Origin of the sequence: Vibrio sp. VGrn 2, from assembly GCF_009361695.1 — a bacterium.
Taxonomy (GTDB): domain Bacteria; phylum Pseudomonadota; class Gammaproteobacteria; order Enterobacterales; family Vibrionaceae; genus Vibrio; species Vibrio diabolicus.
Genome location: NZ_RBWD01000005.1, coordinates 180,295 through 202,653, shown reverse-complemented (window position 1 = coordinate 202,653; position 22,359 = coordinate 180,295). Strand labels below are relative to the sequence as shown.

The 22,359-nt window shown below is 44.8% G+C and carries 23 protein-coding genes; 11 read left to right on the top strand and 12 right to left on the bottom strand.

Translation table 11 applies throughout. The features are described from left to right. Position 1 precedes the first annotated feature (1 nt). A complete protein-coding gene (gene fliD / locus D8S93_RS11210) occupies positions 2 to 1,339 on the bottom strand; it encodes a flagellar filament capping protein FliD (protein ID WP_104970451.1) in 1,338 nt (445 codons plus the stop codon). 414 nt (positions 1,340 to 1,753) lie between these two features. Here fliD and D8S93_RS11205 point away from each other — a divergent pair, with 414 nt between their 5' ends. Then, entirely contained in the window at positions 1,754 to 2,041 is a 288-nt protein-coding gene (locus tag D8S93_RS11205; protein WP_053807552.1) for a hypothetical protein, read from the top strand. A 59-nt stretch (positions 2,042 to 2,100) separates the two neighbouring features. Here the strand turns inward: D8S93_RS11205 and lafA are convergent, their stop codons facing one another. The 9 genes from lafA to D8S93_RS11160 form a co-directional block, all read right to left on the bottom strand. After that, positions 2,101 to 2,955 carry a lateral flagellin LafA gene (gene lafA, locus D8S93_RS11200; protein WP_053807553.1) on the bottom strand — a complete coding sequence of 285 codons (855 nt, stop codon included), beginning with the start codon at positions 2,953 to 2,955 and terminating at the stop codon, positions 2,101 to 2,103. A gap of 304 nt (positions 2,956 to 3,259) precedes the next feature. Continuing rightward, complete coding sequence (locus D8S93_RS11195; RefSeq protein ID WP_047009608.1) at positions 3,260 to 4,030, bottom strand: EAL domain-containing protein; 771 nt, start codon at positions 4,028 to 4,030, stop codon at positions 3,260 to 3,262. Between the two features lie 19 nt (positions 4,031 to 4,049). Continuing rightward, the gene (gene flhA, locus D8S93_RS11190; RefSeq protein WP_006741984.1) at positions 4,050 to 6,140 is read right to left on the bottom strand and encodes a flagellar biosynthesis protein FlhA; all 2,091 of its coding nucleotides are present in this window, start codon (positions 6,138 to 6,140) and stop codon (positions 4,050 to 4,052) included. A gap of 31 nt (positions 6,141 to 6,171) precedes the next feature. Further along, positions 6,172 to 7,299 (bottom strand): flagellar biosynthesis protein FlhB, encoded by a 1,128-nt coding sequence (gene flhB, locus D8S93_RS11185; protein ID WP_006741983.1) that lies wholly within the window; start codon positions 7,297 to 7,299, stop codon positions 6,172 to 6,174. After that, entirely contained in the window at positions 7,296 to 8,072 is a 777-nt protein-coding gene (gene fliR / locus D8S93_RS11180; protein WP_006741982.1) for a flagellar biosynthetic protein FliR, read from the bottom strand. The genes flhB and fliR overlap by 4 nt, the downstream gene beginning before the upstream one ends. Next, positions 8,072 to 8,341 carry a flagellar biosynthesis protein FliQ gene (gene fliQ / locus D8S93_RS11175; RefSeq protein WP_005375036.1) on the bottom strand — a complete coding sequence of 90 codons (270 nt, stop codon included), beginning with the start codon at positions 8,339 to 8,341 and terminating at the stop codon, positions 8,072 to 8,074. Before fliQ ends, fliR begins: the two co-directional genes overlap by 1 nt. A 13-nt stretch (positions 8,342 to 8,354) precedes the next feature. Further along, positions 8,355 to 9,113 carry a flagellar type III secretion system pore protein FliP gene (gene fliP / locus D8S93_RS11170; RefSeq protein WP_005398045.1) on the bottom strand — a complete coding sequence of 253 codons (759 nt, stop codon included), beginning with the start codon at positions 9,111 to 9,113 and terminating at the stop codon, positions 8,355 to 8,357. 18 nt (positions 9,114 to 9,131) lie between these two features. Beyond that, complete coding sequence (gene fliN, locus D8S93_RS11165) at positions 9,132 to 9,503, bottom strand: flagellar motor switch protein FliN (RefSeq protein ID WP_005398044.1); 372 nt, start codon at positions 9,501 to 9,503, stop codon at positions 9,132 to 9,134. Then, a complete protein-coding gene (locus D8S93_RS11160; RefSeq protein WP_074190374.1) occupies positions 9,500 to 10,318 on the bottom strand; it encodes a FliM/FliN family flagellar motor switch protein in 819 nt (272 codons plus the stop codon). Before D8S93_RS11160 ends, fliN begins: the two co-directional genes overlap by 4 nt. Positions 10,319 to 10,701: 383 nt before the next feature. On the opposite strand from D8S93_RS11160, the gene D8S93_RS11155 reads away from it, so the two are divergent. From D8S93_RS11155 to fliJ, 8 genes are read left to right on the top strand one after another with little or no spacing between them, the layout of a single operon-like run. After that, entirely contained in the window at positions 10,702 to 11,721 is a 1,020-nt protein-coding gene (locus D8S93_RS11155) for an OmpA family protein (protein WP_109169232.1), read from the top strand. Continuing rightward, entirely contained in the window at positions 11,721 to 13,052 is a 1,332-nt protein-coding gene (locus D8S93_RS11150) for a sigma-54 interaction domain-containing protein (RefSeq protein WP_006741978.1), read from the top strand. Before D8S93_RS11155 ends, D8S93_RS11150 begins: the two co-directional genes overlap by 1 nt. A 15-nt stretch (positions 13,053 to 13,067) precedes the next feature. Beyond that, positions 13,068 to 13,424, top strand: coding sequence for a flagellar hook-basal body complex protein FliE (gene fliE / locus D8S93_RS11145; RefSeq protein WP_005375045.1), 357 nt, complete (start codon positions 13,068 to 13,070; stop codon positions 13,422 to 13,424). 3 nt (positions 13,425 to 13,427) lie between these two features. Then, a complete protein-coding gene (fliF, locus tag D8S93_RS11140; RefSeq protein ID WP_031780427.1) occupies positions 13,428 to 15,176 on the top strand; it encodes a flagellar basal-body MS-ring/collar protein FliF in 1,749 nt (582 codons plus the stop codon). Continuing rightward, entirely contained in the window at positions 15,145 to 16,158 is a 1,014-nt protein-coding gene (locus D8S93_RS11135; RefSeq protein ID WP_005394839.1) for a flagellar motor switch protein FliG, read from the top strand. Before fliF ends, D8S93_RS11135 begins: the two co-directional genes overlap by 32 nt. 4 nt (positions 16,159 to 16,162) lie before the next feature. Continuing rightward, positions 16,163 to 16,918, top strand: coding sequence for a flagellar assembly protein FliH (fliH, locus tag D8S93_RS11130; protein ID WP_152813198.1), 756 nt, complete (start codon positions 16,163 to 16,165; stop codon positions 16,916 to 16,918). Continuing rightward, positions 16,911 to 18,257, top strand: coding sequence for a flagellar protein export ATPase FliI (gene fliI, locus D8S93_RS11125; protein ID WP_152813196.1), 1,347 nt, complete (start codon positions 16,911 to 16,913; stop codon positions 18,255 to 18,257). The genes fliH and fliI overlap by 8 nt, the downstream gene beginning before the upstream one ends. A 24-nt stretch (positions 18,258 to 18,281) precedes the next feature. Then, positions 18,282 to 18,722, top strand: coding sequence for a flagellar export protein FliJ (gene fliJ / locus D8S93_RS11120; protein WP_005394844.1), 441 nt, complete (start codon positions 18,282 to 18,284; stop codon positions 18,720 to 18,722). A gap of 4 nt (positions 18,723 to 18,726) precedes the next feature. Here the strand turns inward: fliJ and D8S93_RS11115 are convergent, their stop codons facing one another. Together D8S93_RS11115 and D8S93_RS11110 are read right to left on the bottom strand one after the other, a co-directional pair. Next, entirely contained in the window at positions 18,727 to 19,740 is a 1,014-nt protein-coding gene (locus D8S93_RS11115) for a S1 family peptidase (protein WP_227483972.1), read from the bottom strand. A 125-nt stretch (positions 19,741 to 19,865) separates the two neighbouring features. Beyond that, entirely contained in the window at positions 19,866 to 20,756 is an 891-nt protein-coding gene (locus D8S93_RS11110) for a LysR substrate-binding domain-containing protein (protein WP_046875754.1), read from the bottom strand. 129 nt (positions 20,757 to 20,885) lie between these two features. Between D8S93_RS11110 and D8S93_RS11105 the strand changes: the two genes are divergently transcribed. Then, positions 20,886 to 21,809 (top strand): DMT family transporter, encoded by a 924-nt coding sequence (locus tag D8S93_RS11105; RefSeq protein WP_005394849.1) that lies wholly within the window; start codon positions 20,886 to 20,888, stop codon positions 21,807 to 21,809. A 99-nt stretch (positions 21,810 to 21,908) separates the two neighbouring features. After that, positions 21,909 to 22,355: an SRPBCC family protein gene (locus D8S93_RS11100; RefSeq protein WP_047009601.1), complete on the top strand. Its 447-nt coding sequence runs from the start codon at positions 21,909 to 21,911 to the stop codon at positions 22,353 to 22,355. The last annotated feature ends 4 nt before the right edge of the window (positions 22,356 to 22,359 follow it).

Sequence of the window (22,359 nt, the reverse complement as noted above, 5' to 3'; positions counted from 1 at the left end):
CTTAGCCAAACATTGACATGGTTTGGTTCATTTGGGTCATTAATGTATTCATTTGAGTGAACTGTTTTAGGTAACGCTTGTACGACATGTCGTATTTACGCTCTAAAGTAGTTTGTTTATCTGAGATGCGATCAATGTTTGCTTGTAGCGATTCTTTACGAGATTTGAACGCTCCAGAAGAGAATTTGAGGAATGGTTCGACCATAGCATCAATAGAGTCGAGCAAAGCGCCGTCGCCATTGAACATCGCTTCCAAGCCCGCACCGTTGTTTTTTTGTGCCTCGGCAAACTTTTCTTGGTCCACTTTCATTTTGCCATTGCGGTCCAATGTCACACCGATTTCGCTCAAGCGCATGCCGCCGTGCTCACCTCGAACCAGGCTGGTTAACTGGCTTTCAATCGAACGCATAGTTGGATCGCTTGCCAGAGCGCCTCGCTTTTTATCTTCGCCGCCGATTTGCGTGTGCTCATCAATCGCAGATATCAATGTGTTGTAGGCTTCTACGAACTTATTGAGCTGCTCTTTTGTTGCTTCGTCGTCAGCTCCGATACCTAAACCAATAGCGGTTTCTCCTGAGGTTTGAGCCTTGGTAACGGTAATATCTACGCCATCGATAACACCTTCAAACGTATTGCTTGAGTTTGTTAGTTTTAGCCCAGTTCCTTCTGCTCCTAACCAAATCACAGCATCCTGTGGAGCACTTATCTGATTGAGGTTTGTGAATGCATCTTCAAACCAGGCTTGGCCAGTACCAGACGCCGATACGTTGATTTGGTTAGCAACACCAGTTTCAGTGCTTGAAAGCATAAAGTGAGTCTGGCCGTTTGAGCGCACTAAGGTTGCATTTACACCTGGGTTATCGCTGTCGTTATTAATTGCAGTCGCTAAGTCACTTATTGTTGCTGTACCATCACCGTCGGTATCGACTGTTGATAGATCAAGTGTCATCGTTTCACCGTTGATGGTGAATTCGAGAGTTCCTGAAGTCGGAACCTCTGTAGTGGCGTCAAGGTCTGCAGGCATGCCTGTAGAGACTTGATGTGATGTTGCAACTTGTTCAACGAAAATCTGGTAGCTACCGGATAGCGCTTTTGCGTCAGCATTAGCTGTAAAGTAACCTTCTTGAGAAATGCTTGTTGAGTTTTTAATGATGCTGCTAGTACTGCTGTTCATCTCTTTGAGAGCAGTTCGGAACTCACGCATTGCACTTTCAACTTTGCCCAAGGCAGATAACTGAGATTGGTATTTATCGGCTTGTAGCTGATAGCGCTGTTTAAATGGTTGAACGTCGTACGTAGCCAACTTAGTTGCCATGGATATTGGATCTAATGAACTCACGAGCTTATTCCCTCTCTCATCGGTAATTGGCGTAACTCTATGCCTGGAATATATGTCTTATCGCAAGATACGTGCCCAATTGAAATGGGCTTTTAAAACATAAGCTTACGATGTTATCTGGATTTGAGAGGAAGTAGATTTTCCACCTAGTGTGTTCCGCCTTCCTCTAGAAAACATCTAGTGTTTCCTTATAAGACAAGGCGACTAAAAAACTAAATTATTTAATCCACTTTAGGGGGGAGGGGGTTTAAGTAAACTATCAATAGTGCGGTATTTTAGGTTCTTCCTGCTATTTTATTGGGACTATTCCTACATAGTGGGATGTCGCTTTTTGGTATCTTTAACTTGGTATGTATTTGGTGTTTGAAGATATTTTTCCAACGTTAGTTTAACACTTAGATAAGAACGGCAGAAATGAATGAATTTGTTTTGCGACTGATGAAATGTGCTCGATCTTACGAAACGTTTATTAGTGCTAAGTTACTGAGCAAACAAAATATTAATTCAGATGAACTAGCAAGTATCCTACAAGAAGCGATATCCAAGTTCCCTGAGTTGAAAACATATCAGCAAGGACAGGGAAGCGAGACAGTTGAGTTGGAGCTATTTAATAAAGTGCTTCATAATATAATGCGGAAAATAGGTTTTAGAGTACCGGAAGAGCAACGTGGGAATAAAAGCTATATTTATATTCGCAGGTGATAAAAAAGCCTCCCATAGGGAGGCTTTTTATTTTGGTATATTTTATTTCTAGTTCGTTATTAACGAAGTAGAGACATTGCCATACCAGGTAGCTGGTTAGTTTGAGACAGAACTGTCGTACCAGCTTGCATTAGCATTTGGTTCTTAGTCATGTTTGAAGATTCTACAGCGAAATCTGCGTCCATGATACGGCCTTTAGCAGCAGAAGTATTCTCAACCATGTTACCCAGGTTAGTCATAGTGTGCTCAAGACGGTTGATGTTCGCACCAAATTGAGCACGAGTAGCACCGATATCTTCCACTAGACCAGCTGCGCCACTGATTTTATCAAGAGCTGCTTTCGCTTTAGTTGTATCACCGATACCGTCTGTGATTGCTGCGTCAGCAAGAGTCGCTGCAACTTTCTGGATGCTTGCAGATGCGTCAACATCTAGAGTTTCAGCAGAAGAAGCACCGATTTGGAAGGTAACTGCACCAGCTTCAAAACCACCACCAGTTGCTAGTAGTTTTTGGCCACCAAAAGAGGTGTTGTCCACGATGTTCTTTAGTTCAGCTGTAAGCTGTTTAAATTCTGCGTCCATTGCCGCGCGGTCTTTATCGCTGTTTGAACCGTTCAAAGACTGTGTTGCTAGGTCGTTCATACGGTATGTGATGTTAGTCATCTCATCCATTGCGCCCTCAGCTGTTTGCATCATAGAGATGCCGTCTTGAGCGTTACGCATTGCTACTGACATACCACGCGTTTGTGCTTCTAGACGGTTAGCAATTTGAAGACCAGCAGCGTCATCTGCAGCTGAGTTTACACGGTAGCCTGTGCTTAGACGTTCCATTGCGGTGTTTAGAAGACCGCTTGTGTTGTTCAGAGTGTTTTGAGTTACAAGCGATGCGTAGTTAGTGTGCATTGATAAAGCCATCTTAGTCTCCTTAGTTAGTCACTATATCTTTCAGGCCTCGGGATATTCCCTAGTCACTAACTAGAGGCGGTCGGTCAGCTTTAATGATTAATTTGAAAATTAAAAAATTCCTAAAAAAGATCAAAATTGATGATTTTTAGTGACTTGTATTCCATGAAAATACAGATATAACATCAAATAACCTGAATAAGCCTGACTTAATCAGGGAAGCAGTCATCTATCAATATTGTCGTTCTTCGTTATAAATAAAAAAACAGCGCGAATAATTCGCGCTGTTTTATAAAGATTAATAGTTAAAATTCTGTCATTCCTCACCAAAAGATTGAAAAGAGAGGGAGGTCGGGATGTCACTGAAATAACCAAAGTAATAATTGGCCCCTAACAAGCGATAGCGGTTTAGCTCTGTTTGGCTCGCTACCCGCCCGGCTACCCAAGGGTATTTGTGCTTTCTTAAGAACTTAGCAATCGGTAGGAAAGCATGTCTTTCTTCTTTATCCTCTAACGTGACTGATAGTTTGATCATATCGGGACTAAAGTCAGCGACTCGTTCGAAGTTCACTTGTGATGTCGCGACTTCAAACCAAAGTGAGTAGGCGTTTTCTCTTAACTTCTCTATCAGCGCTGAGACTTTATCATAGGCGCATAGAGTTTTGTCTGCTTGAAGAGAAGGAATCACATGTTGAAAAGCGCAAGAGTGAAACTGAATCATCTGTTCGAGAAAGTATATACCTGGTTCCCAGAGTAATGCGTCAATTCTTATCGGCACGACGACGTTACTGATTAAGTCGGGGTGAAAGGCTTCTAACTGAAACTGTGTTTGTCGCAATGCGAGATAAAGGCTGAACAAATCTAGGCAGTACTGCATTTGTTCAGAGAGTTCGAATTGATAGACGCTTTGTTCGCCACGCGTGCCAAATCTCAACGTCAGGTGTTGGAATTCTACCTCTCCTGATTGAGTCTCGCGAATGGCTTGGCACGCGTGTTGAATGTCATTGTGCTTTAAAGCATCAAATACTAATTGATCGTCATCCGTGACGATATGTTGTACTGCGAGACCAACCAAATGTTCGTACATCGCATGTGTTGAAATAAGATTAACCAAGGTTTCCTACCACATTGATTTGTTTGTTTTCTGGAATTTCGTTGTAAGACAATACTGCCAGTCCTTGCGTAAATGTGCGTGCGTAACGAGCCAGAAGTGGACGTAACTGAGGCATAACGAGAAGAATCGGAGGTAATCCCTGTTGTTTGAGCTGTTGTCTTATCAGTGGCAAGTTTTGTTGGAACTGACCAAGAATATTCGGCTCAATTGGGAAGCTGTCTAACATTACTGTACCAGAAGATTGTGCTTGTTGTAGCGAAGTCAGTAGCATTTGTTCTAGTTCATCAGAGAGAGCATAGACATTTAATTCGTTTTTCTGTCCCGCGATCAGGTTTACGAGCGTGCGTTTTAGTGCGCAACGCACATCAGATGCCAGTAAAATCGGGTCTTTAGTGTTTTCCGCGGATTCCAACATTGTGTTAGCAATCGTACGAATATCTTTTAGTGGCACTTGGTCTAGTAACAACTGGCGATATACTTTGAGTTGCTGCGCAGGGTTAAGTGCCGCGGCTAGGGCTTCGGCTAACTTCGGTGCTTGCTGTGTCAAACGTTGCGTCATGGCTTCAACATCGTCGTGCGTGAACAACTCAGCAAGGTTTGTTTTCATTATCTTGCTAATATGAGTCGCGATGACCGTGCCATCATCGACCACTTGATAACCCATGTTCAGCGCTTTCGCTTTGTCTTGATGTTCAATCCACACTGCTGGTAATTGGTAAGCAGGGTCACTGCCCAAAATACCATCTACTTCACCGTACGTTTCGCCGACTGCAATCGCCATCAAACGTTCTGGCTCGATAAAGCCTTGTTCGATCACTTCGCCATTGAGAGAAATTGTATACTGATTCGGCTTAAGGCTTAGGTTGTCTCGAATACGCACCTCTGGTAATAAAAAGCCGACTTGTTCAGATAGGTTACGGCGCACACCGCGAATACGCTGTGATAAAGGTGCACCCTGTTCTTTGTTGACTAGGTGAACGAGACGGTAGCCCAGGGAAAGTGACAACGTTTGAACATGAGGAATATCTTCCCACGTAAGTGGGGTATCGTCCTCTTGCATGGCTTGTGAAAGTGCTTCGACCTCCTCGATTTGGGAGTCCTGCACGGGCTTTTTCGTTTGACGCCAACCCGCGAAAGCTAAAGCACCCGCGAAAGCAAAAAAGGCCAAATGTGGCATGCCTGGTACCATGCCTATCACAGCCATGATGCCTGCGACGGTAAACAGTGTCGCCGGGGTTGCCAGCAATTGTTTTTGCATGGTTTCCGACATGCCATTATCGCTATCATTAATTCGCGTAACGATAATCGCTGCAGCCGTTGCCAATAGAAGTGACGGAATTTGAGCTACTAAGCCATCACCGATTGTAAGTAGTGCGTAGGTTTTAAAGGCGTCAGATGCTGCGAGTCCATGCTCAAAGACGCCGATGCTGATACCACCAATGATGTTGATAAACAGAATCAGCAAACCAGCGATAGCATCACCTCGCACAAACTTTGAGGCACCGTCCATCGAGCCGTGGAAATCGGCTTCGTTAGCGACTTCTTTACGACGCAATCGAGCGGTTTCCTGATCGATAAGACCGGCATTTAAGTCGGCATCAATCGCCATCTGTTTGCCCGGTAAGGCATCCAAAGTAAAGCGCGCTGACACCTCAGAGATACGTTCGCCACCTTTGGTAATTACGACGAAGTTGATGATCATCAAGATAACAAACACCACCATACCAACGACGTAGTTACCGCCAATAACGACTTCACCGAACGCTTGGATGACTTTACCTGCCGCATCCCCCCCATTATGTCCTTCTAGGAGTACGATTCGTGTGGAAGCGACGTTCAGTGTAAGACGCAATAATGTCGCGACTAACAAAATTGTTGGAAAAACTGAGAAGTCTAATGGTCGCTTTGCGGTAGTGCTGACCAGCAATACTAGGATTGCCAAGACGATATTGAAGGTAAACAACGCATCCAATAGCAGGGGAGGCAAAGGTAAAATCACCATTGCCAAAATCATTAGCAAGACAATTGGAATGCCAATGTAGCCTTTGGTTGATGTTTGAAGTTGTTTTAACCGGTTAAGCATACTTTCGTGTCCTTGGATAAACGCGGGTTAATCAGTGCTGCAAATGTTTTGGAATCGAAAAATGAGGCAAAGGAGTTGGCTCTTTTCCTTCACCTTTACGGAAGGCTTTCAATTGCAAAACGTAAGTAAGAATATGTGCCACGGCAATGTACAGTTGGCTTGGGATTGCTTGTTCAATCGCCGTGGTGTGATAGATCGAACGAGTCAACGGTGGTGAGTTGATGATCTCCACCTTGTTTTCTCGGGCGATTCGTTGAATGTGCATGGCAGTTTCGTCTACGCCTTTTGCAACCACAAATGGAGCATCAGAAAGTGAAGGTTCGTACTTCAGAGCGACAGCGTAGTGAGTTGGGTTAGTGATGATCACGTCAGCCGTTGGTACCATCTTATCGATTTTACGGCGTGCAAACTGCTGTTGAATTTGACGGATTCGCTGCTTTACTTCTGGGCGGCCTTCGTTGTTCTTGAATTCCTCCTTCAGCTCTTGTTTGGTCATACGCAGCTCTTTTAGGTGCTCCCAACGTTGGTAGGGAATGTCTACAACACCAAATAACAACAACGCAAACCCCATCAACAATAAGCCTTCAAAGAGAATAGACATCACGAGGGAAAAGCCTTGGCTTAAAGGTAAGTTTTGCATACCTAGCAGAGGCTGTAAGTGGTTGTCTAAATAGCCATATAAGATGCCGAAAATAACGGCTACTTTGAATGTGGACTTTAAGAGCTCAACCACTGAGCGTGTCGAAAAAATGCGCTTTATCCCACTTAAAGGATTAATTTTGCTCAGCTTTGGCATAACGTTCGCCGGACGGAACATCCAACCGCCTAGTACAAGGCTGCTACCACAGGTCACGATAATAATGACGGTAAACAACGGCAATAGCATGTCGATGATGACCGCTAAACTTTGTCCCAATTGCTCGACAAGCTGTTTCGGGTTTTCTAAGTCGGCTCGCGTCAGCATCATGTTGTAGCGAAAAATACCTGACATACTTTCCCAAATGCTATTGAGCTGAGAGTAAAAGTAGAGCGCCACCGCTAGAAATATCACCGCAGTAGTAAACTCTTTAGCACGAGGAATTTGTCCTTCCTGACGCGCTTTTTTTACTTTCTGCGGCGAGGCTTTTTCAGTTTTGTCCTGAGACGATTGATCGCTCATGCGCCCCCCAACATAAAGTTACTCAAGTGTCTGATGGTGTCGTGCACAAGCGCGGTGTAGCGACCCGGCACACCAGATACTGAAATTAATACGCTGAACAGGCCAAGAAGCATCGTCATTGGAAAACCTAATGCATACACGTTGAGTGAGGGGGCGGCGCGATTCATCACACCAAAACTTATGTTGGCTAAGAGCATTGAAACAATAGCAGGCAACGCTAGTGCTAAAGCTGAGGCAAACATCCAACCGAAAATATTTACAACGCCTTGCAGAGAAAGCGATGTGATGCCAGAACCGACCGGCCACACGACAAAACTTTGAATCACGATATCAATGACGAGCAAGTGTCCTTCTAGCGCGAGAAATAACAAGGTTGAAAATATAAGAAATATACGGCCCAAAATGGCGACAGAAAGTCCGTTGATAGGATCATTCATCATTGCCATACCCAATCCCATTTGCAGAGAAACGACCTGACCAAGCATGGTGAAAACGTTAAAGAGCATGTGCAAAATTAGCCCAAACATCACGCCCCAAATCGCTTGCTCAAAAGCAAGGAATAGAGACGTCATGGAGAATAATTCGACTTGTGGCATTGGTGGCATCAATGGTGCGGTAATCACGACGATCGAAAGTGCCAGTAAGGTACGGATCCAAACGGGAATGATTGCATCACCAAAGAAGGGCATCGAAATAAATACAGCTCCCACACGAAAAAACGGCCACCAGAGTTGACCGAGTATCGCTGAGAGCTCTGCAAATGTGATGGCCATTAGCCAATCATCCCCGGTATGTTGTGGAATAAGAAATCAAACAGTTCCATGATTTTTCGGAGCATCCAATGACCCGCAAAAATCACCATCAATAGCGTAACGAGCAAACGTGGTAAAAAGCTGAGTGTTTGCTCGTTGATTTGTGTGGCGGCCTGGAAAACGGCGATACACAAACCGACAATTAAGCCAGGAACAACCAGTACCGCAACCATTAAAATGATCAGCCATACTGCATCGGAAAATAACGTTACGGTTAGTTCAGGGGTCATAGCATGCTCCTATTTAACCGAAACTGGCAGATAATGTGCCAACCGTCATTGCCCAGCCATCCACGAGTACAAACACCACCAGTTTAAAAGGGAGTGAAACAATCAAAGGCGATAGCATCATCATACCCATTGCCATGAGCACACTGGCGACAACCAAGTCGATAACCAAGAAGGGGATGAAGAGCATAAAGCCAATTTGAAAGGCGGTTTTTAGTTCACTGATGACAAACGCAGGCAAGACAACCGCAAAAGAAATATCTTCAACGTTTTGGTCGAGTGGTTCATTGGCAATACGCAGCATTTGCTCAAGAGAGCTTTGATGAGTTTGTGCCAGCATGAACTCTCTCACTGGTTTCTCTGCTACAGAGAATGCTTGTATTAGCGTGATTTCACCATTGTCATACGGTTGAAATGCATTTTCATGAATATCGCTCCAAACAGGTCGCATGATCAGCAAGGTCAATGCCAAAGCAATCCCAACCAATACGCGGTTAGGAGGACTTTGTTGAAGACCAAGGGCTTGGCGCAAAATCGCGAGGACGACGATAATCCGAGTAAAGCTCGTTGCCATCAGAATGAATGCTGGAAGAAAACTGAGCGCCGTCATCAACAACAGAATTTGCAATTTAACGCTGTATTCTTGCTGTGTGTCGCCATCAGAAACGGACAGGATAGTTAAGCCGTTGTCAGCCGCCATGGTTGGGAAAGCAAACAAAAGTGACACCAGTACCAAAAGAGGTAACCAACGGTGCCAAGCGCTCAGATTTTTCATTGTGATGCCTACCTAAGATTATTGACCAACGCCACTCAATGCAGAGTCATGTACATCGATCAGACGAAGTCCGTACTTATCATTAACGACGACGACTTCAGCGTGACCCATTAGAGAGCCGTTTACCTTTACGTCTAAAGGCTCACCATTGAGCTTTTCAAGTTCGATAACCGTGCCTTCTCCGGCTTTCATTAAGTCCCCAAGTGGGATTTCTTTGCTTGCAACTTCCAGCGTGACAGTGACGGGAATACTTTTGAAAAAGCTAAGATCACGTTCCGCAGTTGCTGGTTCTTGTTGGAGCGTACTTTCAGCTTCAAAGTCTTCTAATTGAAAGTCGTCAAAGTTCAATTCTTCTGCGTCGAATGCATTCGTTTCTGGCGCTTCGCTCATCGCTGCGGTTCCTTATCAGGGTTAAAGATCAAAACAAGTTGGCCGTCTTGCTCAGCAATACGACCTGTAAATAAAGATTGGTTACCAATGCTGACTGGAACCGTATTAAGAAGCTCAATTGGTAAAATATCGTTAGGTTGTAAGCCTACAACGTCGCTCAACGGCATCTTCTTTTTACTTAAAACAACATTCAGTCGAACAGGCGTTGCCTCTAAAGAGCGACAGAATGGTTGGTACAAATCCGTATCGGGCTGCAGTTCAAGCTGCTCGATCAGTGTTTGAATAAGGTGGCTATCTAGTTTGAGATGAATTGAGCCTTGGTGATCGTCAAACGCGATGTTTAATTGCACGTTAATTCCAATCCCTCGGGGCGCTTCGTACTCACCCATTTCCCACATCTCACCTGGTGCAAGCCAACCAATAATGATACGACTGATTCGCTCTTGTAGGCGGAGATCACTTGCTGTCAGTGTTGTTGCTGAACGCTCAGTGCTGGCACCATAGAACCGATCCGCCAGTTTTATTAACGTGTGAGAATCTCCATGAACAAATACCATGCCGCCCTCTTGGTGTTGATAGGTTGACGTTTGGTCTTTATCCATTTTTATCGGTGTAAAGCGATGCAAGTCTACAGAGGTTAAGCTAGCTTCCACTTTACTCGTACTGAGCCAATTTTGTAATTCAATCGTAAGGCTGGAACAAGACTCTGAAATCAAGCCTTCAAGCTTTTCACGAATGATATGAATAGGTTTGCCTAATAATTCTACATCAAGTAGTTGAATATCAGAAATAGGCTCGCTAACTCTATTTTCCATTTATATTTTACCGTGCTTTAACAATCGAAACTGTTTTAAATTAATGGCGTGTAGTCTACACAGAAATTTTAATGATCTTTTAGTTTCAAACTCTAAGATTGTGACTTTAGTTCACATGTTGCCTTGAGCATATAGTCTTAATCTTTTAATAAAATTTAAAAAGGGTTAGTTTCCTTTATAAATTGCTTAATAATAAAATATAAAAATATTAAGCGTTTTTAGTTGTTATTAACTTTTAAAACCATCTTCATGGTGTAACGGCTAATTTAGATAATTAAAAGATAAGACATTGTTTTTAAAGCTTAAATCTTGATTTCAAAGGTTTGGCTATGCTCTTGTGAGTATTTTGTAACCAGTTTCAATATTCAGAATAGGTAATTAACATGATTAGCTATGCCAGTTATCACGGCTTAGTGGCATATTTAATTAAATTGATAAGGTCATGGAATTGTAAGATATACATGAACCCTAACGGTTTAATAAATTGTAAAATATTTATTTTTGTCAGTTTGCTAGTGTCTAAGGTGACATATTCAGGTGAAGTTGTGACCATCCCCATGGACCTTTCAAAGTGGACATATAAAGGAAACAACTTTGAATGCAACTTATTGCATTCAAGTACGCCGTATGGGAAGTTTTATTTCCGTTCGGAACCTAACAATAAAACTTATTTTATTTCCGATATACATTATGAAAATAATAAATGGAAAACGATTGCTCTAATAAGTCAAAGTGCTCCTTGGTCTGGTGAGCTTTATAGAAAAGAGTTTGCCACCCTTGATTTTACTAAGCCATCCCAACGATTTGTCTTCAGCAAAGGTGCTGATGAACTCATGGATTTAATTGCTACTGGTAATTGGGTGACGTTGTCACTAAAGGGAAGTGATGCTTCCTCTTTGTCAGAGATTGTAATTCCGACTATTCAAATTCAAAACGCGCTCAAGTCATTTAATGCCTGTCGAGCGCGTTTGCCTAAGCTTTCGTTTTCAGAGGCACGAAATCTTGTTCTGTCTTTTGACTTTGGTCAGAAGGCGCTAAGTCGTAAGCAGCAAGAAACGCTCGCAGCGTTAAATAGCTATGTATCTGTTGATGATCGTGTGACCAAGATTTTAATTGATGGCCACACCGATAACGTTGGTTCTAGTTTGGCGAACCTTTCAGTATCACGTACTAGAGCAGAGCAAGTTGCCGAGGCCTTAGTTGAACTTGGTATTGATAAATCGATGCTCGAAACAAGAGCGCATGGTTCTCGTTACCCAATTGCCAGCAATAGTTCGACGAAGGGCCAAGCGAAAAATCGACGCGTAACGTTGCGCCTAGTTAGAGATAACGAGCGAACGGCAGTGAAACACCACCCTGATGTACAACAACAAAATCAACAAACGAAAGTTAAGGTTCAATGATGACGAAAACGAAAATTTTGTTGGTTGAGCCGAATGAAGCTCTTGCTCAACCAGTATTGGATGTGTTGCAAAATGCAGGTTACACCGCAAAACACACTCGTACTGGCCGAGGCGCATTACTTGAAGAGCGAGCAGAAATCACTCTTGTGAGCTCTACTTTACCGGACATGTGTGTCCGCGAGTTTGTTGCTTGCCACCAAAAGCAACGTAACTCTGGTGTTGTTATCGCTATTGTCGATCAAGAGCAGGGAATCTTGGCGGCTGAGACGATGAAATCGGGAGCAACCGATTATCTATTACGCCCATTTGAAGCGAATCAGCTGCTCAATTTACTGAAGCGCGTTGAAGCGCTAGGTAAGCCAATGGCCAACATTGTTGCGGAATCTTGGCGAAGCAAGCAGGTACTGCAATTGGCGCATCGTGCCGCTTGCACCAGCGCCAGTGTGTTAATTACAGGCGAATCGGGAACGGGTAAAGAAGTGCTGGCTCGATATGTGCATGAGCACTCTCCACGTATTGATGGTCCATTTGTGGCGGTTAACTGCGCCGCCATTCCAGAGTCGATGCTAGAAGCGGTTCTATTTGGTCATGTAAAAGGTGCCTTCACAGGAGCGACTAACTCTCAAAGCGGTAAGTTTGAAGAAGCGAATGGCGGGACGATTTTGCTAGATGAAATCGGAGAAATGTCCCCTGCAGTTCAAGCCAAGTTATTACGAGTTCTTCAAGAGCGTGAAGTGGAACGCGTAGGTAGCCACAAGGCGGTGAAGCTTGATATTCGTGTTATTGCGGCAACCAATAAAGACTTACGGGAAGAAGTTCAAAAAGGCACATTCCGTGAAGACCTTTATTACCGATTGGATGTTTTGCCTCTGCACTGGCCGCCTTTGCGTGAAAGAAAAGAAGACATTTTACCGATCAGCCAATTCTTTATTGAAAAGTATCAAGATAGCAGTCGCTGTCATCTATCCCAAGATGCGATCAGTGCGCTGAGTCAGTATCACTGGCCAGGCAATATTCGCGAGTTGGAAAATGTCATTCAGCGTGCATTGGTCATGCGTCATGGTGACTACATTACTGCCCATGATCTGATGCTGCCTATTGAACTTGTTGCGCCAGTTCCATCCGCTGAGCCAGCTTCAAGCTTTGGTCATGTAGAAGCGAAGAAGCAGGCCGAATATCAATTTATTTTAGAAAAATTACGTCAGTTTGGTGGAAACCGAACGAAAACCGCAAACGCGCTTGGAGTATCAACTCGAGCGCTACGCTACAAACTCGCAGCCATGCGAGAACATGGTATTGATTTACAGTCGGCACTAGGCTCGGCTGCCTAATAGGAGAAAAAATAGATGGCAAGTCAACCTACTCATGCGGTCTCGGCAGAGCAACTTATGTTGTCAAAAATGCAGGCGATGCAGGCACAAGTGCAGCCGCCAGAGTTTATCGTGAGTGCAAATCCTTTAGATCAACAATCACTAAACGCACCATTATCGTTCTCACAAGCGATGACAAATGTGTTGGATACAGTGAATCAACATCAATCAGTGGCTAGTCAAAAAATGACGGCCGTAGAAACAGGAAAAAGTGATGACCTAGTTGGTGCGATGGTCGCTAGCCAAAAAGCCAGCTTATCATTTAATGCTTTGATGCAAGTGCGCAACAAAGTCGTGACCTCATTTGAAGATATTATGAAGATGCCGGTGTAATTCATGTCAGAACTAACCCCACAAGTCGCCGGAAATACAGCCATGACCTCCGGCTCAGCACAGACATTTTCTACTGCGAATAGCATGGACGATGTAACAACCAAGCTGAAGCAAATCTGGTCGAGTAGCCAGAGAAATCTAGTGTTATCTGCCGTACTCGCTGCAATTGTTGCGGCAATCATTGTGGTCGCTCTTTGGAGTTCCTCACAAAGCTTTCGTCCACTGTATAGCCAACAAGAACGTTTTGATATCGGAGAGATTGTCTCGGTATTAGAAAGTGAAGGTGTGAGCTACCGTATGCAAGAGCAAAATGGCCAAGTTCTTGTGCCAGAAGGCGAAGTTGCGAAAGTTCGCATGTTGCTTGCGTCAAAAGGTGTTAAAGCCAAACTGCCGACAGGTTTGGATTCGCTTAAAGAAGACAGCTCTCTCGGTACAAGCCAATTTATGGAAACGGCGCGTTACCGTCATGGTTTAGAAGGTGAGTTAGTACGCACTATCATGTCTCTGAATTCAGTGGCGAATGCGCGTGTTCACTTAGCTATTCCTCGTCAAACCTTATTTGTTCGTCAAAACAGCGAGAACCCTTCAGCGTCAGTGATGCTTGAGCTGAAACCTGGCGAAGACCTCAAGTCTGAGCAAGTTGAAGCAATCATCAACCTAGTGGTTGGTAGCGTGACGGCGATGAAGCCTGAATTTGTATCTGTTATCGACCAATATGGCCGTTTACTCAGTGCAGATGTTGCTTCGGCGGAAGCAGGTAAAGTCAATGCAAAATACCTTGAATATCAAAAGAACGTTGAGAAGCAGATCATTCAACGCGCAGCAGACATGCTTACGCCAATTGTGGGTCCGAGTAACTTCCGTGTGCAGGTCGCTGCTGATATGGACTTTAGCCAAGTTGAAGAAACGCAAGAGATTTTGGATAACGCACCTGTCGTACGTAACGAGCACACCATTCACAACAACTCAGTTGACCAAATCGCGCTAGGCGTACCAGGTTCTCTAAGCAACCAACCGCCGGTAACTGGTGAAGAAGTAGAAACGAACGATAGCCAAAACACCAACGCACGCTCTGAAGTAAACCGTCAGTATGCAGTGGGGAGTAGTGTTCGTCGTACTCAATACCAACAAGGTCAAATTGAGAAAATGAGCGTGTCGGTACTGTTGAACTCGAAAGCCTCTCCGGATGGTGTTGCTTGGAGTGAAGCAGATAAAGAGCAGATTTCAAATATGATCATGGATGCTGTCGGTATTTCTGCGGCACGAGGTGACAGCTTAAGCTTGATGAGTTTCAACTTCACTCCAATTGAAATTGATGCGCCTCCTGCGCTGCCGTGGTGGCAAGACCCTACAGTACAGCAGCCAATACGTTACGTTATCGGTGGTTTGTTAGGCTTGGCGATGATCTTCTTCGTACTACGCCCATTGATCATGCACCTCACAGGCGTTGATAAGCCAGTACCAGAGTTAGACTTTGCAGAGCCGCAAGAAGAGCCTGATTATGACAACCTGCAAACGCGTGAAGAGCGTGAGCATGAAGAAGTGCTTGATCGTCGTCTATCAGAAAAAGGTATCTCAGCCTCTTCCGGCTTAGATGTAAACAGCGACATGCTGCCTCCAGCCGGTTCGCCACTAGAGATTCAATTGAAACACCTACAGCTTATTGCCAATGAAGAGCCAGAGCGCGTAGCCGAAATACTGAAACAATGGGTAAACATCAATGAACACAGTTCCATCAAAGCAGACGCTTAGTTATGTAGAACAAACCGCGCTCGTGCTATTAGGCATGGGCGAGGATGCCGCTGCGAAGGTTTTACAGCACTTTAGCCGTGATGAAACCCAGCGGGTGACTCGTGCAATGGCGAAGTTGAATGGCATTAAGAGCGATTCCGCTCGCGGCGTTATTCAAACTTTCTTTGAAGACTTTCGTGAGCACAGTGGCATTCGTGGAGCTTCTAAAGAATATTTGTCTAATACGCTACGTAAAGCATTGGGTAATGATTTGGCAAAAGGGCTGCTGAATACGCTGTATGGTGATGAAATTCGCAACAATATGCAGCGCTTACAGTGGGTAGAAGCAGAAACGCTTGCTCGTTTCATTGTGAATGAGCACCCGCAAATGCAAGCGATTTTTCTTGCCTATTTGCCAGCCGATAGCTCTTCAGCGGTGTTGAAGCACCTGCCACAAGATTACCATGACGAAATCTTGTTCCGAATTGCTCAGCTGCAAGACATCGATCATCAAGTTGCTATTGATTTGCATGAGCTCGTTGAGCGCTGCATTGAAAAAGTATCTGCAAGCCAAAGCACACCGCTATCTGGTGTCAAGCAAGCTGCTGACATCATTAACCGCTTTGAAGGTGATCGCGGGTCGTTGATGGAAATGCTGAAGTTGCATGATGAAGATGTCGTTAATGCCATTGAAGAGAATATGTTCGACTTTATGGTTCTTGGTCGTCAGCGTGAAGAAACCATGGACATGCTGGTGCAGCAGATCCCACTAGAATTGTGGGCAGTTGCACTCAAAGGTTCAGAAATTACGTTACAGCAAGCCATTAAACGTTCTATGCCTCAGCGTATGGTGAAAGCACTGGAAGACGATATGGAAGCGCGCGGGGCTGTTGCGCTAAGTCGTGTTCAAAAAGCGCGTCAAGACATCATGCAAATGGTGCGTGAGTTGGATGAATCTGGTGAAGTTCAGTTGCTTCTTTATGAAGAGCCAACGGTGGAGTAACGTCATGGTAGAGACAAAATCAAGTACGATGCGACTGCCGCCGAGTGGATACCGTTTGCACCGTTTTCCGCCTTTGGCGCAGCCTAAGGCTATAGAAGACGAATTCGGGCTAGATAACCAGGGTTGGCAAGAGCCGCAAGTTGATATTCAACAACAGCTTGAAGCCGGTTTTCAACAAGGTTTACAGCAAGGGCATGAGGAAGGCTTACGTCAAGGTATCGAGCAGGGTAAGCAACAAGGTCTGCTAGATGGGCAAAAAGAAGGCTTCCAAAAAGGCTTTGTGTCTGGTGAGCAGTCGGGAAAACAGAGTTTTCTAGAGGCGGCGAAACCCGTGAACGAGCTCTTTCATGCGCTGTCTCGTTGGCAAGACGAAAAAGAGCAACAGCAACGTCATATGATTTGTGAGCTGGTACAAAAAGTGGCTCAGCAAGTGATTCGTGCTGAGCTCACTTTAATGCCTCAACAGATCCTTGCTTTGGTGGATGAGACATTGTCTTCCATGCCTGGCAAAGCGGAAACCGTAACCGTGCATTTAAATCCGCAGGATTTAGAACGAATTACTCACATTAATGCTGATCTGCCACAATCTTGGAAACTGGTGGCTAATACGGAACTTCCGATTGGTGGCTGCCAACTAGTGACCGATGATGCAGAGGCGGATGCAAGTTGCGACTCTCGTTTAGAAGCCTGTATGGACAATGTAAAACAACACCTTTTGGATGAAGTTAGTATTCCGCAGGTAGAATCAGAGCATGAGTAATACCTTAAGCCATGAGCTATTGAGTGAGCGTTTGAGCGAAGCATTGGCTTCGCTCGATTCAATCCCTGTTGCTCGCGTGACAGGGCGCTTGATTAAAGTAAACGGCTTAATGTTACAAGCCGTTGGGTGCCGGTTTAAACTGGAGCAGCGCTGTCTCGTAGAAACCGCAGAAGGCGACATGATCGAAGCGCAAGTGGTGGGCTTTGAGCACACTATTGCTTACCTAATGCCTATTCGGCGCTTAGGTGGCTTATTTGCTGGTGCGAAAGTCATTCCTCTGGACGGTGACAGTACCGTGCAGTTAAGTGCTCAGTGGTTAGGGCGAGTGCTGAATGGTTTAGGTGAGCCGTTGGATGACGGGGCACCGCTTAAAGGGGGAGATCGTGTTTCACTTGAACCAAAACCGATTAACCCATTGAAGCGACGTCCTGTTGATACCCCACTCAACGTTGGGGTGCGCGCAATCAATGGACTCTTGACCGTCGGAAAAGGGCAACGCATTGGCTTAATGGCGGGCAGTGGTGTCGGGAAAAGTGTTTTAATGGGGATGATCACCAAAAACACCGAAGCCGATGTGATTGTGGTCGGTCTTATTGGTGAGCGAGGCCGAGAGGTACGCGAGTTCATCGAACGAAACTTAACCCCAGAGGCGCGCAAGAAGGCGATTATCATCGCAGCTCCTGCTGATGAATCCCCGCTGATGAGGTTAAGAGCGACACTGCTTTGTCATCGCGTTTCCGAGTATTTTCGAGATCAAGGCAAAGATGTTCTGTTGTTGATGGATTCTCTCACTCGATACGCCATGGCACAGCGTGAAATCGCTCTTTCGCTTGGCGAGCCTCCGGCATCTCGCGGTTATCCGCCCTCTGTCTTCAGCGTGTTACCGCAACTCCTTGAGCGTGCGGGCAACAGTGAAAATCAGCACGGTAGCCTAACCGCAATTTATACCGTGTTGGCGGAAGGGGACGACCAGCAAGATCCTGTCGTGGATTCTGCGCGTGCTATCTTAGATGGGCATGTTGTATTATCGCGTCAACTTGCCGAGCAAGGGCACTATCCTGCCATTGATATTAATGCGTCTATCAGCCGTTGTATGAACACCTGTACACAGGAGGCGCATAGCACGATCGCGAATAATTTCCGCCAGATGTACTCCAACTATCTTCAGGTGAAAGAACTGCTGCCGTTAGGAGGCTATCAACCGGGGCAAGATCCTGAATTAGATCAATCTGTTGCTATGTATCCAAACTTACGTGCGTATTTACAACAAGCCGCCAATGAGTCAGTGGATTACCCAACCAGTTTGACCGAGCTCGCGCAGCTTTTTCAAAGTGCTTAACCAAATGGGAGTGGTATCGTTGAGATGAAATCCAAGTTAAAAGCAGTGGGTAAGCTGCAACAAATGGAAGAAAAGCAACGTGATCGTGTGGGTCAACAACTTGATGCCATGCGTCAACGTCACTCCCATCTTTCAATGCAGTTGGAACAATTGTCAGCATTGAAAGGCCATGCGGGACAATCAACCAGAACTGTTCCAACACTGACAAGCGCAGCGCTGATGAACTTTAATCGTGTCGATCAAATGCTGCAAAAAATGCTTCGCCACCATGAGCATGAACAAGCCGTCATGCAAGCGGAATGTGCGTCTGTACAAAAAACGCTAGAGCACAAACACGCTCGTGTTCAAGGGTTAGAAAAAGTGCTCGAACGATGGCGTACTAAGCAAAATTATGAAAAAGCGAAAAAAGAGCAAAAAATAATAGAAGACATCATCAACTCTCGTGTTAAGCGCAAGATATTATGATGTCTTATCGAAGCTCTTTGGAGCGCGAATAATTTCTGCGGCGTCTTAGCCAACCAAACCAGCCTCCAAGTATGATCATCCCTGCGCCAAGTGCGCCACCACTACTGCCATTATCCTCAAAGCCAGATGTGTTGGTATCTTCTGGTTCAAAGCCGGAATCACCTTCACTATGATAATCTTCTGTGCTTGCTAAGAGGGCATTGTAACGAGTCTTCACTCCCGAACTGGTTTGGGCTTCAATCCATGTTGTGTAATTTAGAACCTCAGTAAACACACTCGGAATCGCAGCGGATTCACAAACAGAAGAACCATAGCTCACAATACCGATTTGTTGATACATTCCGTTATTGTCTTGATAGGTGAGAGGGCCACCAGAGTCACCGCTGCAAATACCGGTATAACTGCGCTCAGGGAACCCATTGGCACATAAGCTTTCTTGAGCATTAAACCCTGTCACTAAAGAAGCACATTGCGCATCAGTGAGTGGTTTTACTTCCGCCCATCGCAAATAATTTGGTCCACTTTCATCGTTGGTCGAGGTTTGCCCTAAACCGAATATCTGATAAACCGATTGGCTGCTGTAATCACCAAAATCTTGCGGCAACGTAATGGATTGAACGTTGTCGGTGATCGGGTGGGTAAGTTCAAGTACGGCGATATCATTAATCCATAAATCACTAGGCTCGTAATTTGGATGAATAGTGATAGAGCGAACATCTTTGAATTCCTCAACAAACACATCGTTCATTGTCGGGTTTTTTACTAAGACTCGCAGATCATTGATTGTCCATCCGTCAGAAAAAACACTCGGCTCTACACAGTGAGCGGCGGTTAAAATGAAGCGGTCATTAACAACAGTTCCGCCACAGATGTTGGCAAATTGATTAGCGCCAGCTTTGTGTAGAATGAGTCGTGCGAAAAATGGCAATTGATTTTGAGTGGCTTGCTGGCCGCCTATGATTGCCGTTGAGATGCCTTGCTCTGAATGAGCGTCTTCACTTTCAGCGACTGCACTCATGGGTACTGCGAGGCAGAGTACGCTTAACCATATTTGATACCGCTTCATAAACCATCCTTGGATGAAAAGTGCTCTTTCTAACTTTATACTAATTTTTCAATGAATGTGCTTAACAAAAGGTTTCTTTAATTGAATGATTGTTGCAACCACGAGCGCAGAAGGTGAAACGATTCCAGCTTTAGCTTGTGTGGCGGGCATACAAAGTAAAGCTGTTGATGAGGATTAATTACGGGTTCGCCCAGCTCGATTAACTGGCCATATTTGATGTCATCTTTCACAAACAAGCGATGAGTGACCAATAACCCCAAACGACGAGTTGTGGCCTGGACAGCTTGTATCGACATATTAAAAGTGATTGGTTTTTTGCTTTTAGGTCGCAGGATGCCAGTCGCATTCTGCCACACGTTCCAGTCATTTTTTCTTCGTTCGTTAGTGACTTCAATGATGGGATACTGCTTTAACAGTTGAGCGATATTTGAGTCATTCGTCTTAGCTATCAATTCAGGGCTACACACCAAAACCAGTTCATCTTCACTGAGCTTTTCACAGTAATAATCTTGCCATTCCTCGGTGTTTCCATGCACGAGTGCTGCGTCGATGCCTTCTTGTTCTAGATTAAACCTGCCAGACAGGTTGGATAAACGAACGTCTAATTGCGGAGCAAAGTCCTGCAAACTCGACATTCGCGGAATCCACCAATGCAGCGCCAAGGAATTCACCATATTAAGCGTAATACGTTGCAAGTTTTGGTCTTGGATTAGCGCTTCTGTGGCATCGACAATTTGTTCTAAAGCTGGCGCAACCTTTCGATAATATTTTTTACCGTCAGCATTAAGTTGAACTTGTCTGCCTACGCGATCAAACAGAGGTTTGTTGACCTGAGTCTCCAGTGATTTTATCGCCTGACTCACCGCCGAATGACTCACACTTAATATCTGCGCTGCTTCTGTCATGCTGCCAGATTCCGCCACAGCGACAAATGCATAGATGGATTTTAGAGGGACTAATTTACGCATATTTTAGAAACCGTAACATGATGAGAGATAAGTTAACCTGTAAGTTTTTCTTACATTAATGGTTAATATTACTCGCTATTTACAATAAGTGATATCTCATAAAATACTCCACATATTAAGGAGTATCGAATGAATGCAGTAAATAAATCTATCCTTTTCATGCTGATGTCTACGTTAAGCTTATCTGTTACTGGGTTGTTAGCAAAGCAGCTGACAGGTGAACTTTCCGTCACACTGTTTAGTTTCTTACGCTTTTTGGCTCCTGCACTTATTTTGCTTGTCTTACTTCGTTTCAAAAATCTTACCTTTCCTAAAGCGGGGACGTTAAAACCGATTTTGCTTCGCGCCTTCTGTATCGGCTTATCACAGTTGTGTTTCATCGCGTCACTACAAACGTTAACGCTGGTAGAAGGGGTGGTATTGTTTGCCACTGGCCCATTATTTATTCCTTTGGTTGAAAAGCTGTTTATGGGAGGCCACATTCGCGTTTCAACATTGGCGGCTTTAGCAATGGCGTTTACTGGAGTGGTTATGTTGGCGGGAGTTGGTGGGGAGTTTACTTGGCGCTCGGATTTATTACTCGGTCTAGCTGGTGGACTCTTCAATTCCGGCTCTCAGCTTACGCTATATAAAGTGAGTAAAACTGATATGTCGCCATTAGAAATCAACTTTTGGGCGTTTGGGTTTGCTGCCGTATTTCTGTTACCGCTAACGTTGTTTAACGACATCGATGTTTTCCTCAAAGCCAATGTGATGGAATCTACTGTTTCTTCTAATATGCTGTGGCTCGGTGTGATGTCCCTGATGATCATTAACACCCAAGTTTTCCGCTCCAAAGCGTATCAACTGGCAAGCAGCGGCTCTCAACTTGCACCACTTATTTTTACTAACCTACTGTTCACCGCGGTTTGGCAGAGTGCGTTTTTCGATGACCGAATGAGTCAAAGCCAAATTATCGGGATGAGTTTAATCGTGCTCGCAACCATACTGAACACATGTTGGGTTCGCTTTACGGCGCATCGTGGTGGTAGGTTACAAGCGAGAACTTCTTAGCCTGTCGGAAAATAGAGGATTAAATAAGGCAAATCAGAGGTGAGGTTTGATTTTTTCTGACAATGAACTAGCGTCAAGAAAGGTTCAGGGAGAGAAATAATGCTTACGCTAAATTATTACGTTGAGATTTCGGCTACACCGCAACGGGTGTGGGAAGTGCTAACCGATGCTGAGTTATACAAACGCTGGGCACAGGCTTTCTCACCCCAGTCTCAATTTGATGGGATATGGGAAGAAGGGCAAGACATCACTTTTTTTGATCCCGATATGGGCGGAACGCGAGCGACTATCGATATCGTGCAACCGCAACAACGCCTTGAATTTCATCACATTGCCATTTTTAATCCGGATAATAGGCAGCAACTGGATGGAGATTTAGCATCTAAGTGGATTGGATCACGAGAGATCTATCAGATCGACACCAACAGTGATCGTTTGTTACTCAATGTCACCATTCATACGCACAGCGACTTTGTTTCTATGTTTAATCACGGATGGGGAAAAGCGTTGCCCCTAATAAAAGCCATCAGTGAGGAGCAAGCTTAAGTCT